14 protein-coding genes and 1 pseudogene are annotated in these 13,745 nt (G+C 66.8%); 8 read left to right on the top strand and 7 right to left on the bottom strand.

The window, feature by feature from the left end; all coding sequences use genetic code 11:
- Nucleotides 1-18: 18 nt before the first annotated feature.
- The 7 genes and pseudogenes from LCI23_RS19335 to LCI23_RS19365 form a co-directional block, all read right to left on the bottom strand.
- Nucleotides 19-627 carry an undecaprenyl-diphosphatase gene (locus LCI23_RS19335; RefSeq protein ID WP_224948086.1) on the bottom strand — a complete coding sequence of 203 codons (609 nt, stop codon included), beginning with the start codon at nucleotides 625-627 and terminating at the stop codon, nucleotides 19-21.
- A gap of 183 nt (nucleotides 628-810) precedes the next feature.
- Nucleotides 811-1,086, bottom strand: a pseudogene (locus LCI23_RS19340) (transposase); the annotation flags it as partial.
- An 87-nt stretch (nucleotides 1,087-1,173) separates the two neighbouring features.
- On the bottom strand, nucleotides 1,174-1,740 hold the full coding sequence (gene folE, locus LCI23_RS19345) for a GTP cyclohydrolase I FolE (protein ID WP_224948087.1): 567 nt from the start codon (nucleotides 1,738-1,740) through the stop codon (nucleotides 1,174-1,176).
- 121 nt (nucleotides 1,741-1,861) lie between these two features.
- Nucleotides 1,862-2,683: an NAD(+) diphosphatase gene (gene nudC, locus LCI23_RS19350; protein WP_224948088.1), complete on the bottom strand. Its 822-nt coding sequence runs from the start codon at nucleotides 2,681-2,683 to the stop codon at nucleotides 1,862-1,864.
- A 131-nt stretch (nucleotides 2,684-2,814) separates the two neighbouring features.
- Nucleotides 2,815-3,969: an MFS transporter gene (locus LCI23_RS19355; RefSeq protein WP_224948089.1), complete on the bottom strand. Its 1,155-nt coding sequence runs from the start codon at nucleotides 3,967-3,969 to the stop codon at nucleotides 2,815-2,817.
- A 109-nt stretch (nucleotides 3,970-4,078) separates the two neighbouring features.
- A complete protein-coding gene (locus LCI23_RS19360) occupies nucleotides 4,079-4,384 on the bottom strand; it encodes a hypothetical protein (RefSeq protein ID WP_224948090.1) in 306 nt (101 codons plus the stop codon).
- Between the two features lie 81 nt (nucleotides 4,385-4,465).
- Nucleotides 4,466-6,238: an ABC transporter ATP-binding protein gene (locus tag LCI23_RS19365; protein ID WP_224948091.1), complete on the bottom strand. Its 1,773-nt coding sequence runs from the start codon at nucleotides 6,236-6,238 to the stop codon at nucleotides 4,466-4,468.
- Nucleotides 6,239-6,408: 170 nt separating this feature from the next.
- Here LCI23_RS19365 and LCI23_RS19370 point away from each other — a divergent pair, with 170 nt between their 5' ends.
- From LCI23_RS19370 to LCI23_RS19405, 8 genes are all read left to right on the top strand, one after another.
- Entirely contained in the window at nucleotides 6,409-7,317 is a 909-nt protein-coding gene (locus LCI23_RS19370; protein ID WP_224948092.1) for a universal stress protein, read from the top strand.
- Between the two features lie 31 nt (nucleotides 7,318-7,348).
- Complete coding sequence (locus LCI23_RS19375; protein ID WP_224948093.1) at nucleotides 7,349-10,285, top strand: monovalent cation/H+ antiporter subunit A; 2,937 nt, start codon at nucleotides 7,349-7,351, stop codon at nucleotides 10,283-10,285.
- Entirely contained in the window at nucleotides 10,285-10,629 is a 345-nt protein-coding gene (locus LCI23_RS19380; RefSeq protein ID WP_224948094.1) for a Na+/H+ antiporter subunit C, read from the top strand. Before LCI23_RS19375 ends, LCI23_RS19380 begins: the two co-directional genes overlap by 1 nt.
- Nucleotides 10,626-12,257, top strand: coding sequence for a monovalent cation/H+ antiporter subunit D (locus tag LCI23_RS19385; RefSeq protein WP_224948095.1), 1,632 nt, complete (start codon nucleotides 10,626-10,628; stop codon nucleotides 12,255-12,257). The genes LCI23_RS19380 and LCI23_RS19385 overlap by 4 nt, the downstream gene beginning before the upstream one ends.
- Nucleotides 12,254-12,772, top strand: a complete 519-nt coding sequence (locus tag LCI23_RS19390) for a Na+/H+ antiporter subunit E (RefSeq protein ID WP_224948096.1) — start codon at nucleotides 12,254-12,256, stop codon at nucleotides 12,770-12,772. Before LCI23_RS19385 ends, LCI23_RS19390 begins: the two co-directional genes overlap by 4 nt.
- Complete coding sequence (locus LCI23_RS19395; protein ID WP_224948097.1) at nucleotides 12,756-13,034, top strand: K+/H+ antiporter subunit F; 279 nt, start codon at nucleotides 12,756-12,758, stop codon at nucleotides 13,032-13,034. The genes LCI23_RS19390 and LCI23_RS19395 overlap by 17 nt, the downstream gene beginning before the upstream one ends.
- A complete protein-coding gene (gene mnhG, locus LCI23_RS19400; RefSeq protein ID WP_307727744.1) occupies nucleotides 13,031-13,441 on the top strand; it encodes a monovalent cation/H(+) antiporter subunit G in 411 nt (136 codons plus the stop codon). Before LCI23_RS19395 ends, mnhG begins: the two co-directional genes overlap by 4 nt.
- Nucleotides 13,442-13,488: 47 nt before the next feature.
- Nucleotides 13,489-13,745 (top strand): hypothetical protein (locus tag LCI23_RS19405; protein ID WP_224948098.1); only part of this gene is annotated, 257 nt, incomplete at its 3' end.

Consider the following 13,745-nt stretch of genomic DNA (forward strand, 5'->3'; position numbering starts at 1 on the left):
AAAGCGCCGAGGTTCCGCTCAGGGCCGCAGCCAGCCGCGCCCGATCGGCGCTGCCAGCACCCGGCGGTACAGCTGTTCGGTCAGTGGCAGCAGCTGGGCGCAGGCGGCGCGCAGCGCAGGCGTCCCGGCCAGCAGCGCCATCGCCGCCGACATCGCCAGCGCGCCCGCCATGTCCTTCGGCCAGTGCACGCCCAGGTAGACGCGCGACCAGGCCACCACCAGCGCCAGCGGCAGCAACAGCCAGCCGGTACGGCGCGCCGCCGGCACCCCGCTGAAAGCCAGCACCAGGGCCACCGAGAAGATGCTGGTCGCATGGTCGCTCGGGAAAGAACTGTCGGCGGCGTGCAGCAGGAAGGTGTGGCCGGCCTCGAGCACGAAAGGACGCGGGCTGTACCATAGCTGGCCGATCAGGTTGTTGAGCGCCAGCGCGCACATGGCCGCGACGAAGGCGCGCAGCGCGGCCTCGCGCACCGGTCCGCCACCCGCCAGCCACAGTACCACTAGGGACAGGGGTACCAGGTAGATCAGCCACTCGGCGGCGAAGATGGCGCCCAGCAGTGGCCAGCCGTCCAGGCCGGCAGGCGCATTCAGGACAGCAAACAGGATAAGGTTGAGGTGTTCGACCATGGCGCAGGCTGGCGTCGGATCGCCAGATGATAAATATTTAGCAATATTCCATCAGCATAGCCGAGCTCAGCCGTTGCACTGTTCAATAAAATGCAACAGATTGTGACAGGGCCGAATGTTCCGATCGGCCCGGGTTCAGCGCCGTATCAGCATGCCCCGCAGCTTCGCCAGTTCCTGGTCGCGCCCGCTACGTTCGAGCACGCTCTCCAGCAGGCTGCGCTCGCCATCGCGCAGCATGGTCCATTGGGTGAAGTATTCGTGCACGGTGCGCCAGGGAGGAAAGCCGGGCGCCAGCTTGCGCCAGGTCGCGCCCGTATTCAGGAAGTAGAGGACGGCGCAGAACACGTCGTACAGGTCATGCTTGCGCGGGCGGGTCTTGCGGCGCGCCGCTTCCAGCATGCCGCGCACGGTTTCAAACTGTTCGCGCGAAATATCGCTGGGATAGGCCGGACGATCCATGGCGCACCTCCAAACTTCGTTGGAGGCCGCCGATCCGGAACAGGTTCCAAGACGGACCCGGCCATCAGGCGATGGCCGGCAGCGGCCTCAGTCGCGCGCCAGGGCCAGGAATTCGGTGCGCAGAGCCAGGTTCGGCTGCAGGTCGCCCAGCATGGCCGACGTGATGGTTTCCTCGCCAATGGCGCGGATGCCACGGCTTTCCATGCACATGTGGCGGCACTTGACGACCACACCGACTGCCTTTGGCTCCAGCACTTCCATCAGCGCATTGGCGATCTGGATCGTCATGCGCTCCTGCACCTGCAAGCGCTTGGAAAAAATATCCACCAGGCGGGTCAGCTTCGACAGGCCGACGATCTTGCCGTTCGGCAGGTAGCCGACGGTGGCCTTGCCGAAGAAAGGCGCCAGGTGATGCTCGCAGTGGCTGTACACCGGAATGCCGCGCACCACGATCAATTCATTGTACTCCTCGGCGCCGTCTTCGAACGCCTTGAGCACTTCGACAGGATCCTGGTCATAGCCCGAGGTCCAGTGTTTCCAGGCCTTCGCCACGCGTGCCGGCGTCTCGTGCAGGCCTGGACGGTCCGGATCCTCGCCCAGGCTGGTCAGCAGGCGGCGCCAGTCGTGTTCGGTGAAAGCTTCTTTGTCAGACATGGTGAAACCTTAAAAAATCGATTGCCGCCAGTATATAGAAAATGCGCCAGGCGTACCGGGGCCGCTGCCTTTTGATTGAGCACAAAAATAGGCCATGCGCGGCCAGCCCGGACCCGTGCGGCTAGCGTCCCGGTGGCCGGTGCGCGTCCACCAGCACGCTCGACACGGAAATGTGCCGCACCCGTTCCGGCCATTCGTCATCCGGCCCGAACCAGCGCGCTTCCGCGATCTCGTTGGTATCGAGACGGATCTCGCCATCGAGGTAGTCGGCGGTGAAGGCCAGCATCAGCGAATGGGGGAAGGGCCAGGACTGGCTCGCGAAATAGCGCAGGTTTTGTACCCGCAGGCCCACTTCCTCGAACACTTCGCGGTGGATCGCCTCCTCCACCGACTCGCCCGCTTCCAGGAAGCCGGCCAGCGGCACGAAGCGCTTGGTCGGCGAAGCCAGGTGCATCGCCAGCAGCACGCTGTCGCCCTTCCTGATCAGGACCATCATGGCGGGCGAGATGCGCGGATAGGCCATATGGCCGCACTGTACGCACTTGTAGCAGCGTTCGCCCGCCGCCAGGATGGTGCCGCTGCCGCAGGCGCCGCAGAAGCGGTGGGTGCGCGCCCACTCGGCCACCTGGGCTGCGCGCGCCGCCAGGCCCAGCAGGCCTTCATCCATGTCCGCGAACAGCGAGCGCAGGCTGCGCAGCGCGTAGCCCGGCGGCAGCGCCGGTTCGCTGTCGAACCAGCCTGTCTCGCAGTAACGCTCGCCATACAGGCCGAGCGGCTGCAGGCGGGTGCGGTCGACGTCGAGCCGCTCGAGCACGACGGCATCGGGCAGCGCCAGGTCGTGCTCGCGTACCAGCAGGCGCCCGCCATGGAACAGGAAGCTCAGGGCTGCGGGGTCGGGACGGGGGGCGAACAGGGGCGTGAAGGAAGCGGGTGTCTGGAGCATGGTGGAAATCGGCATCTGGCCGGGCTGGAGAATGCCCCGATCATAACCGTCTTTCACGCCGCCCGCCTTGACCGGCCGGACGGACGAACAAGCACGCAGACGGCGCCGTCTGCGTCGGAAGGGCTGGCCGCTTACTTGAGCAGGCGGGTGCGGCTGGCAACGAAGGCGATGCCCAGCGACAGGATGCCGACATAGGCGATGGCGGACTGCATGCCGACGAAGTGGGCAACGGCGCCGATTACCGGCGGGCCCATCAGGCTGCCGCTGTAGGCCATGCTGGCGACGGCGGCCAGGGCCATCGGCCCCTGGGCGCCGGCGGCGCTGAACACGAAGGGGAACAGCAGCGACAGGCCGAGACCGGCGACCGCGAAACCGGCCAGGGCGACAACAGCGTTCGGCGCCAGCACCGCGAAGAACAGGCCGCAGGCTGACACCAGCGCGCCGAGGGTGACGGGGCGCCGGGCGCCGAAGCGCAGCTTCAGCTTGTCGCCAACCATGCGCGACAGCAGCATCATGACCGAGAAGGACGACAGGGCCAGCGGCGCCAGGCCGTCCGAGGCGCCGAAATGCTCTTTCAGGAACACCCCGCTCCAGTCGGCGATGCTGCCTTCCGACATCGACCCCAGGAAGCCCAGCAGGCCCAGCAGCGCCAGCGGACCGCGCGGCAGCGAGAACGATTTCTTCTCGACCTGCTCGGCGCTGTCGTTCGCGTCCATCAGGCTGAAGGCGCCCCACAGCACCAGGGCCAGCGGTCCGGCCAGCATCACGAAGTGGGTGGCCGGGGCGACCTTCATGCTTGCCATCAGGCTGCCGAGGGTGGCGCCGGCCAGGCCGCCGGCGCAGCCGATACCGTGCAGCATCGACAGCTCCGACTTGCCGGTCTGCTTCTCACGCCGGGTCGCTGCCGAATTGATGGCGACGTCGAAGGTGCTGGCCGTAATGCCCAGCATCAGGACCGACAGCATCAGGCGCGGCACGGTCGGCGCCATGCCGATCGAGACCAGCACGCACAGCAGGGCCAGGCCGGAGAACAGCAAGGATTTGCGGGCGCCAAAGCGGCCCATCATGAAGGACGAGATCGGGTAGGACACGGCGGCCCCCAGGCCGCCGCACAGCAGGACCATCGACAGCGCCGAATGGGAAACCTGCACGCGCTCGGCCAGGGCCGGGATGCGGCCGGCCCAGGAACCCATGATCAGGCCGAACAGTGCGAACAGGACGGGCAGTGCGTACTGCTGGGTTTGTGCGAAAGAAAAACTGCGCGGTGCGGAAACGGTGGTGTGCATCGAGGTCAAGAAAATTGTTAAATTTTTCGAGAAATAAAAACTGCTGATATGCCCTGAAAAGCAAAACGCCAACCCGGAAGTTGGCGTCGAAAGCTGATAGGCGGCAATTTTACCGCTCGGAAAAATTCTTTGTTTGCCGCATGGAAAAATATTTTTTGCTGTTGTTGTAGGTCGACGCAAAAATGGCAATTCTGTTGACGACGCAGGAAAGGAACCGTGGTTGACGGTAACAACATGCAGAAAAACCGTGCAGGAAGTGACTAATACTGCCGAGTTTGATGAATGGCGCGGCGGTTTCATCGCCCTCTTTGCTGCCCTGCCAACACAGAAATAAAACGGGAAATGCGTGCTCAGCAATAAGCCGGACTCCGCATTTCCCGCTTTCCCAATTTATTGGATGAATGATTTGGCTCACCCATTCAAATTGTTAAATATTCGAAATAAGAATAGCTGTCATAGCCATTCGGGATGACACCTGCACAGTAAAGCAGGGCGCTCAGTCGGGTGCCTGCTCCGTGCCGGGCGGCACTGGCCGCTCGCCGACCTGCTGCCGCCACATCGCGTAATACAGTCCCTTCTGCGCCACCAGTTCCTCGTGCGAGCCGGTCTCCACGATGCGTCCCTTTTCCAGCACGTGGATCGTGTCCGCATGCATCACGGTCGACAGCCTGTGCGCGATCAGGATCGTGATCTGGCTGGCGCGCGTCGAGATGTCGCGCACGGTGTTCGTGATCTGCTCTTCGGTGAGCGAGTCCAGCGCCGAGGTCGCCTCATCGAAGATCAGCAGGCGCGGTTCGCGCACCAGGGCGCGCGCGATCGACAGGCGCTGCTTTTCGCCACCCGACAGCTTCATGCCGCGCTCGCCGATGATGGTGTCCAGCCCCTCGGGCGAGCGCGCCACCAGGCCGGCGCAGGAAGCCTGCTCCAGCGCCGCCATGATCTGGGCATCGCTCGCCTCCGGTTTCACGAACAGCAGGTTGTCGCGGATGGTGCCCGCGAACAGATGGGTTTCCTGGGTCACGAAACCGATCTGGCGGCGCGCCTCGTTGTAGCGCAGGTCTTCGGTCGAGATCTCGTTGTAGTACACCTTGCCGCGCGCCGGCGTGTACAGGCCGACCAGCAGTTTCACCAGGGTCGACTTGCCCGATCCGGACGGACCGACGAAGGCCAGGGTCCGGCCCAGGCTGGCGCCAAATGAAATGTCCACCAGCGAATCCTCCGCCGCGCCCTTGTGGCGAAAGCCCACGCCGGCAAAACGGATCTGCTCGAGCGGCCCGATCTCGACGAAGTCCTGCGGACGGCGCTCGATCGGCTTGTCCATCAGGTGGCGGAAGTTGAGCAGCGAGGCCTCGACCTCGCGGTGCGCCAGGATGATGTTGCCCAGTTCCTGCAGCGGGGCGAAGATCGCCACCGAGATGAACTGCATGGCGATCAGCTCGCCGGTGGACAGCACATCGCGAAAGATCAGCCACAACAGCGCGAACAGGATCGCCAGTTTCAACAGGCTCAGCGTACTGCCCTGCAGGAAGGCGAGCAGGCGGATGCGCTTCACCTTTTCCATCTCGAGCGCGAAGATGCTGTCGGTTTGCGCCTTCAGGCGGCGGATCTCGGTGAAGGTCAGGCCCAGGCTCTTGATCAGCTCGATGTTGCGCAGTGACTCGGTAATGAAGCCGGAGTTGCGGTTGGTCTCGCGCACGATCGAACGCTGCTGGGTCTTGATCTCGCGGCTCAGCAGGCCGGTGAGTCCGCCCAGCACCAGCACCCCGACCAGGAACACCGGCACCAGCAGCCAGTGCTTGGTCACCGCATACCAGACCAGGAAGGACACGCCCACCAGCGACGCAAAGACGGTATTGATGAAGGTGTTGATGAAGCGCTCGCTGTCGGCGCGCACCTTCTGCAGCAGCGACAGGGTCTCGCCGCTGCGCAGGTCTTCGAACTCCTGGTATTTCAGGCGCAGCACGTGGCGCAGGCCGTCGTTGAAGATGGCCACGCCGAGCTTTTGCACCACCAGCCGGGTGACGTAGTCCTGCAGCGCCTTCGCCAGGCGCGCCAGCAGGGCCACCAGCACGGCCAGGCCCAGCAGGCGCAGCACGCCCGCCACCCGCTCCTCGTCGCTGCGCGGGCCGGGATGCAGCGCATAGTCGTCGATGATCCTGCCGAAAATGATCGGATCGACCAGGTTCAGTACCTGGGCCAGGCCAGCCAGCAGCAGCGCCAGCGCGGCCAGCCGCCAGTGCGGACGCAGGTAGCTCCAAAGGATGTGCATGCTGTGATCTTATCAACCCCTGCTGGCGCGGCGCGCACGTCCTTGCCAGTAAGTACATCACGTGCCTGGACCATCGTTTAGCTGATGTAGCAGAGGTAATGCGTTGCAAGAACTCATGCAAAAACAGTACAGTAGGCATATTTGCCATTCACCCCCGCATGGAGGGCCGTGTGACCGACAGCATCCCGGGTGAGCTGCCGCTGCCACCGCAGCTCCCGATTCCACCCCAGCGCCTGCTGCTGGCCACCGATCTCGGTGCCCGCTGCGACCGCCCGCTCGATCGCGCCAAGCAGCTGGCGCGCGAGTGGCGCGCCGAGCTGGTCGTCCTGACCGTGCGCGATGGGCCGCAGACGCCCGAGGAAGTCAGTTCCTGGCTCGATGGCGCCAGCACCGTCCCCGCTTTCGAGCGGGCCGCGCGCCGCGAACTGGACGAGGAATTCGCCGGGACCGGGCTGGCGCCCACGCTGCGGGTGCTGGAAGGCGAGGTCACCGGCAGCATCCTCGACACCGCTGCCGGCATGCCGGATGCGATGGTGGTGATGGGCGCCTCGCGCGACGAAAGCCTGCAGGACCTGATCCTAGGCTCGACCGCGACCCGCCTGTCGCAAGACCTGGAGCAGCCACTGCTGGTGGTGCGCCAGCGCACCCGCGGCAGCTACGAGCGGATCGTGGTGGCCAACGATTTCTCGGATGCCGCGCGACGCGCGCTCGAGACCGCCCTGCGCCTGTTCCCGGGCCGCCGCCTGACCCTGCTGCACGTGCTGGAAGGCGGCGCCGGCGCCCCCGGCGAACTGCTGGCGGCCGCGGTGGACGAAGCCCTCGTGCGCAGCGAACGCTTCCTCGACGGCTGCGCGCTGGCGCCGGAAGACCGCGCCCTGCTCAGCGCCACGGTGGCGCACGGCCGGGTGGCCGAGGCGGCCGCCCGCTACGCCCTCGACTGCAACGTCCAGCTCACCGTGCTCGGCGTGCGCCGCCACCCCGGCGTGGCGCGCATGTTCATGGGCAGCCGCGGCGACGACCTGCTCCAGCACCTGCCCTGCGACACCCTCCTGGTGCGCGCGGAAGGCGGCGATGGCTGAGCGGCCAGTCTGTGGCGGCGGGAGCTGAGCCATGCTCCTGCTGCCCGTTTTACTTCTTCCCTTCGGCGCGTCCTTCATCGCGGCCTGCATGCCATCCGATTCGCGCGACCGCCCCGCGGCCGTGGCCGGCATTGCCACCCTGGCGGCCCTGGTGCTGGCCATCGTCCAGTTCAGCGGGATCGCCGGCGGCACGGTGCTGAACGAGCGCTATGCCTGGCTGCCCGGCCTCGGCCTCGACATCCACCTGCGCATGGACGGCCTGGCCTGGGTGTTCGCCATCATGGTGCTCGGCATCGGCGCCCTGGTGCTGCTGTACGCGCGCTACTACATGTCGCGGCGCGATCCGGTGCCCCGCTTCTACGCGTACATGATGGCCTTCATGGGCGCCATGCTGGGCGTGGTCCTGTCGGGCAACCTGATCCAGCTGGTAGTGTTCTGGGAACTGACCAGCGTGACGTCCTTCCTCCTGATCGGCTACTGGCAGGAACGCATCGATGCGCGGCGCGGCGCGCGCATGGCCTTCACCGTCACCACCATCGGCGGCCTGTGCCTGCTGGCCGGGATGCTGCTGCTGGGCCACATGGCCGGCAGCTACGAACTGCAGGAAGTGCTGGGGGCGGGCAACCGGATCCGCGCCCATGCCTGGTACGTGCCGGCCTTGACCCTGGTGGCGCTGGGCGCGCTGACCAAGAGCGCGCAATTCCCCTTTCATTTCTGGCTGCCGCATGCGATGGCGGCGCCGACCCCGGTCTCGAGCTACCTGCACTCGGCCACGATGGTGAAGGCCGGCGTGTTCCTCCTGATCCGCCTGTGGCCGGCCCTGGCCGGCACCGAGGAATGGACCTGGATCCTGGGCAGCGCCGGCGTGTGCACGCTGCTGCTCGGCTCCCTGTTCGCGATCTTCCAGCACGACATGAAGGGCCTGCTGGCCTATTCCACCATCAGCCACCTGGGCCTGATCACGGTCCTGCTCAGCATCGGCACGCCGCTGTCGGTGGTGGCGGCGATCTTCCATACCATGAACCATGCGGTGTTCAAGGCCTCGCTGTTCATGGCGGTCGGCATCGTCGACCACGAAACCGGCACCCGCGACATGCGCATGCTGCGCGGCCTGAAGCGCGCCATGCCGCACACGGCCGCCCTGGCCATCGTGGCCAGCGCCGCGATGGCCGGGGTGCCGCTGCTGAACGGCTTCCTGTCGAAGGAGATGTTCTTCACCGAGACCATGGTGGTGGGCGGCAGCGAGAACTGGTGGATGTCGGTGGCGGCCGCGCTGATGGGCCTGTTCAGCGTGATCTACTCGCTGCGCTTCATCAGCGTGTTCTTCGGTCCGCTGGCGCACGACCTGCCGGAGGAGCCGCACGAGCCACCACGCTGGATGCGGGTGCCGATCGAACTGCTGGTCCTGCTGTGCATCGCGGTCGGCGTCATGCCCGAGCGCGTGGTGGGCGACGTGCTGGCAGTGGCCGCGCTGGCCGTGCTCGGACGCGCCATGCCCGAATACAACCTGGCGATCTGGCATGGCCTGAACCTGCCGCTCATGATGAGCGTGAGCGCGCTGGGCGGCGGCGTCGTCGCCTACCTCATCCTGCGCAACCGCTTCGAGCTGGCGCAGCGCGACCGGGTGCCGGTGCTGCACCGCCTGAAAGGCGCTCAGCTCTACGAGAACATCATGCTCGGCCTGGCGCAGGGCGCGTCCTGGCTGGTGCGCCATACCGGCACCCGCCGCCTCCAGCCGCAGCTGCTGGTATTGACGGCGATGATGGTGGCGGTGCCGGTGCTGCTGGCCTGGCCGCTGCCCGGCATCCCCGGTTTCCAGCTGGCAGGCGCGCTGGGCGAGCTGCATCCGCTGTTTGCCCTGCTGTGGCTGATCGGCGCCGGCTGCGCCGTGGCCGCGGCCTGGAAGGCCAAGTACCACCGGCTGGCGGCGCTGGCCCTGGTGGGCGGCACCGGCCTGGCCACCAGCGCCACCTTCCTGTGGCTGTCGGCGCCGGACCTGGCCCTGACCCAGCTGATGGTGGAAACCGTGACCACGGTGCTGATCCTGCTCGGCCTGCGCTGGCTGCCGCCGCGCTTCCAGCCGGCCCACCTGAAGGGACGGGTCCCGGCCGCGACCTGGCTGCGCCGCTCGCGCGACCTCCTGATTGCCGTGGCCGGCGGCCTGGGCCTGGCCGCGGCCAGCTATGCGGTCCTGAGCCTGCCCCAGTCAGGCGCGACCACCGACCTGCGCGACTTCTTCGTGCGCCACGCCCTGGCCGAAGGCGGCGGCGCGAACGTGGTCAACGTGCTGCTGGTGGACTTCCGCGGCTTCGACACGATGGGCGAGATCACCGTGCTATCGGCGGTGGCGCTCACCGTGTACGCGCTGCTGCGCCGCTTCCGTCCGGCGCCGGAAAGCATCGCCATCCCGGTGCAGCAGGCCAGCGACGTCGATCCGGCGGTGGGCCAGAAGCCGGGCGAGCAGGCGCGCGACGGCTACCTGATGGTGCAGGCTGTGTACCTGCGCTTCCTGCTGCCGGTGATGGGCGTACTTTCCGTGTACTTCTTCATGCGCGGGCACAACCTGCCGGGCGGCGGCTTCGTGGCCGGCCTGATCTTCGCCACCGCCCTGATCGTGCAGTACATGGTGGCCGGCACCGACTGGGTCGAGTCGCACCTGCGCCTGCGCCCGCACCGCTGGATCGGCTGGGGCCTGATGATCGCCTGCAGTACCGGCCTGGGGGCCTGGCTGCTCGGCTACCCCTTCCTCACCAGCCATACGGCGCACCTGACGCTGCCGCTGCTGGGCGAACTGCACGTGCCCACGGCCTTCGTGTTCGACCTCGGCGTGTTCATGGTGGTGGTCGGCACCACCATGCTGATCCTGGTGGCGCTGGCGCACCAGTCGCTGCGCAGCCGGCGCATTCCGGCCAGCGCCAGCCGCGGCGCGGCCCTGGCCAGCATCCCGCCCGCCAAGGAGATCGGCTGATGGAAATCGTGCTCTCGCTCGCCATCGGCATCGTGTTCGGCTCCGGCATCTGGCTGGTGCTGCGTCCGCGCAGCTTCCAGGTGCTCACCGGGCTGATGCTGATGTCGTATGCCGTCAACCTGTTCATCTTCGCGATGGGCCGCCTGGAGGTGGACCGGCCGCCGCTCACGCCCGCCGGCACCACGCCCGATCCGGCGCTGCTGGCCGACCCGGTGCCGCAGGCCCTGGTGCTGACCGCGATCGTGATCGGCTTCGCCACCACCGCGCTCTACCTGGTGGTGATGATCGGGGTGCGCGGCCTGACCGGCACCGACCACGTGGACGGCGAGGAGCCGGACGCATGAGCCTCGACTGGACCCGCCACCTGCTCATCGTGCCGGTGCTGTTGCCGCTGCTGTGCGGCGCGCTGCTGGTGCCGCTCACCGGGGGCCGGCACCGCTTCAAGTTCGCGCTCGGCTACGCTTCGGTACTCGGGCTGCTGGCCAACGCCGTGGCGCTGGTGCTGCTGGCCGACCGCGCCTGGCCGGACGGCATGGGTATCTATCTCGCCGCCAACTGGGCCGCCCCGTTCGGCATCGCGCTGCTGGCCGACCGCCTGTCGGCCCTGATGCTGGTGCTGACAGCGCTGCTGGCCCTGGCCGCGCTGCACTATGCGCAGCCGCGCTGGAGCCGGATCGGGGTGCACTTCCATTCGCTGTTCCAGTTCCTGCTGATGGGGATCAACGGCGCCTTCCTGACCCACGACCTGTTCAACCTGTTCGTGTTCTTCGAAGTGATGCTGGCCGCCTCCTATGGCCTGGTCCTGCACGGCTACAACGTGGCGCGCCTGCGCGCCAGCATCCAGTACATCGCGGTGAACCTGGTCGCGGCCCTGCTGTTCCTGACCGGGGTCGCGCTGATCTACGCGACCACCGGCACCCTGAACATGGCCGACCTGGCGGCGCGCGTGGGCACCCTGCCCGCGCACAGCGTCGGCCTGCTCAAGCTAGGGGCGGCCGTGCTGGCGCTGGCCTTCCTGGTCAAGGGCGCCATGTGGCCGCTCGGTTCCTGGCTGCCCACCACCTATTCGGCCGCCTCGCCGCCGGTGGCGGCGCTGCTGGTGCTGATGACCAAGGTCGGCGCCTATGTCGTCCTGCGCATCTGGCTGCTGGTGTTCCCGGACGGCGCGGGCGAACTGGCGCGCTACGGCTACGATGCCCTGCTGTGGGGCGGCATGGCGACCATCGTGTTCGGCGCGGCCGGCATGCTGGCCACCGACACCGCCGGGCGCATGGCCGGCTACGCGGCGATCGTCTCTTCCGGCACGCTGCTGGCCGTGATCGGCTACGGCCAGGCCTCGCTGGTCGCGGCCGGCCTGTACTACTTCCTCGCTTCCACCATCGCGCTGGCCGCCTTCGTACTCCTGATCGAGCTGATCGACCGTATCCGCACCCCGGGCGCCGCGATGCTGGCCCTGACCATGGAAGCCTACGCGGTCGAGGACGCGCCGGCCGAGCCCAAGGGGCGCGGGGTGCCGGCCGCGATGGCCTTCCTGTCGCTCGCCTTCGCCGCCTGCGCGCTGATGATCGCCGGCCTGCCGCCGCTGTCGGGCTTCGTGGCCAAGTTCGGGATGTTCCACGCCCTGGTCAACCCGGGCCTGGAGGCGGCGCCGGTCGGTGCGCGCGGCTGGAGCCTGATGGCGCTGGTCATCGTGTCGGGCCTGGTGGCGATCATCTCGCTGATGCGCTTCGGGGTACGTACCTTCTGGGCCGCCGAGATCCTCGGCCCGCCGCGCCTGCACAGCGCCGAGGTGCTGCCGGTGGCGGCGCTGCTGGCCGCATCCGTGCTGATGACGGTACAGGCGCAGCCGGTGCTCGACTACCTCGGCCGCGCCAGCGCGGACCTGCACCGCCCCGCCCTGTACATCGGACAGGTGCGCGGCACGGCGCCGGTACCGGCGCCGCAGGCAAGTCCAGCCGGGGAGACGCCATGATGTCCTGGCTGCCCTACCCGGTGGTGTCGCTGTGCCTGTGCGCGCTGTGGCTGCTGCTCAACCAGACCCTCGATCCGGCCAACCTGCTGTTCGGCGCCGCGCTCGGTTTCGCCATTCCGCTGCTGACGCGCCGCCTGCAGCCCTTCGGCTACCCGCGCCTGCGCGCACCCGTCACCTTCCTGCGCCTGATGACGATGGCCTCGGTCGAAGTGGTGCGTTCCTGCTTCAACGTCTGCGCCATCATCCTGGTACGCAACCACAGCACCGTGAACGCGCAGTTCATCCGGGTGCCGCTGACGCTGCGCGATCCCTACGGCCTGGCGATGCTGTCTTGCCTGATCAACATGACGCCGGGGACGGTCTGGGTCGAGATCCTGCCGGAACGCTACGAGCTGTCGCTGCACGTGTTCGACCTGCACGACCGCCAATGGTGGATCGACACCATCCAGCGCCGCTACGAGCGCCCGCTGATCGAGATTTTCGAAGGAGAGAAGGACCATGGAAACCCTGCTTGAACTGGCGATCGCCTACGCGATGGTGTGCGTGCTGCTGGCGATGGGCTTCTGCGCCCTGCGCCTGCTGATCGGTCCTTCCGCGCACGACCGGGTGCTGGCGCTGGATACGCTATGGATGTGCGGCATGCTGCTGGCCGTGGTGCTGGGCATCCGCTTCGGCACCCAGGTCTATTTCGAATGGGCGATCCTGATCGCGCTGGTGGGCTTCGTCTCGACGGTGGCGATGGCGAAGTTCCTGATGCGCGGGGAGGTCATCGAATGAACGGCTTGCTGGGCGGTATCGAGCACATCCCGGCCTGGGCCGCGCTGCCGGTGGCCCTGCTGCTGGTGCTGGGTGCCAGCATCGTCCTGATCGGCGCGCTCGGCCTGCTGCGCCTGCCGACCTTCTACCAGCGCATCCACGGCCCGGCGATCAGCATCACCCTCGGCACCGGCTGCCTGCTGCTGGCCTCGATGCTCTACTTCACGGCCGCGCAGTCGCGCCTCGTCATCCACGAGCTCATCATCTCGGTGTTCATCCTCATGACGGCGCCGGTAGTCTCGATGACCATCATGCGCGCCGCGGTCTACCGCGACCTGCGGGCCAGGAAGCACGAGGCGGGGGCGACGGCGGGCGACGTGTATGTGATTCCCGACGAGGCGGACAAGGGTGTTCCCGGCCACGAATAAATACCCCTAACAAAACCCCTTAATTGTGCGGACAGCAATACCGTACATTGAGCAATTCCGACCTTTCACTTTCAAACGCACGCCGAATTCATCAGCAGTCTTCTGAAGGGTCAGGCCTTCGCTCAGGCGCACATTTCCCTTGGGTCGTATCCCCGTCCTCGGATGCGGATGAAAACGCCTATCTAGGAGCACGCTTAACCCTCAATTTGCTCAACAAAACCTATCAAAAGCCGCGATTTTTTGGATCAATGATGAAACAAAAAGACCAGAAGGTTGGCGGTTGGCAAACGAGGTGGAACGCAGC

This window comes from Massilia sp. MS-15, from assembly GCF_020176695.1.
In the GTDB taxonomy this organism is placed as follows: Bacteria; Pseudomonadota; Gammaproteobacteria; order Burkholderiales; family Burkholderiaceae_D; genus Telluria; species Telluria hydrophila.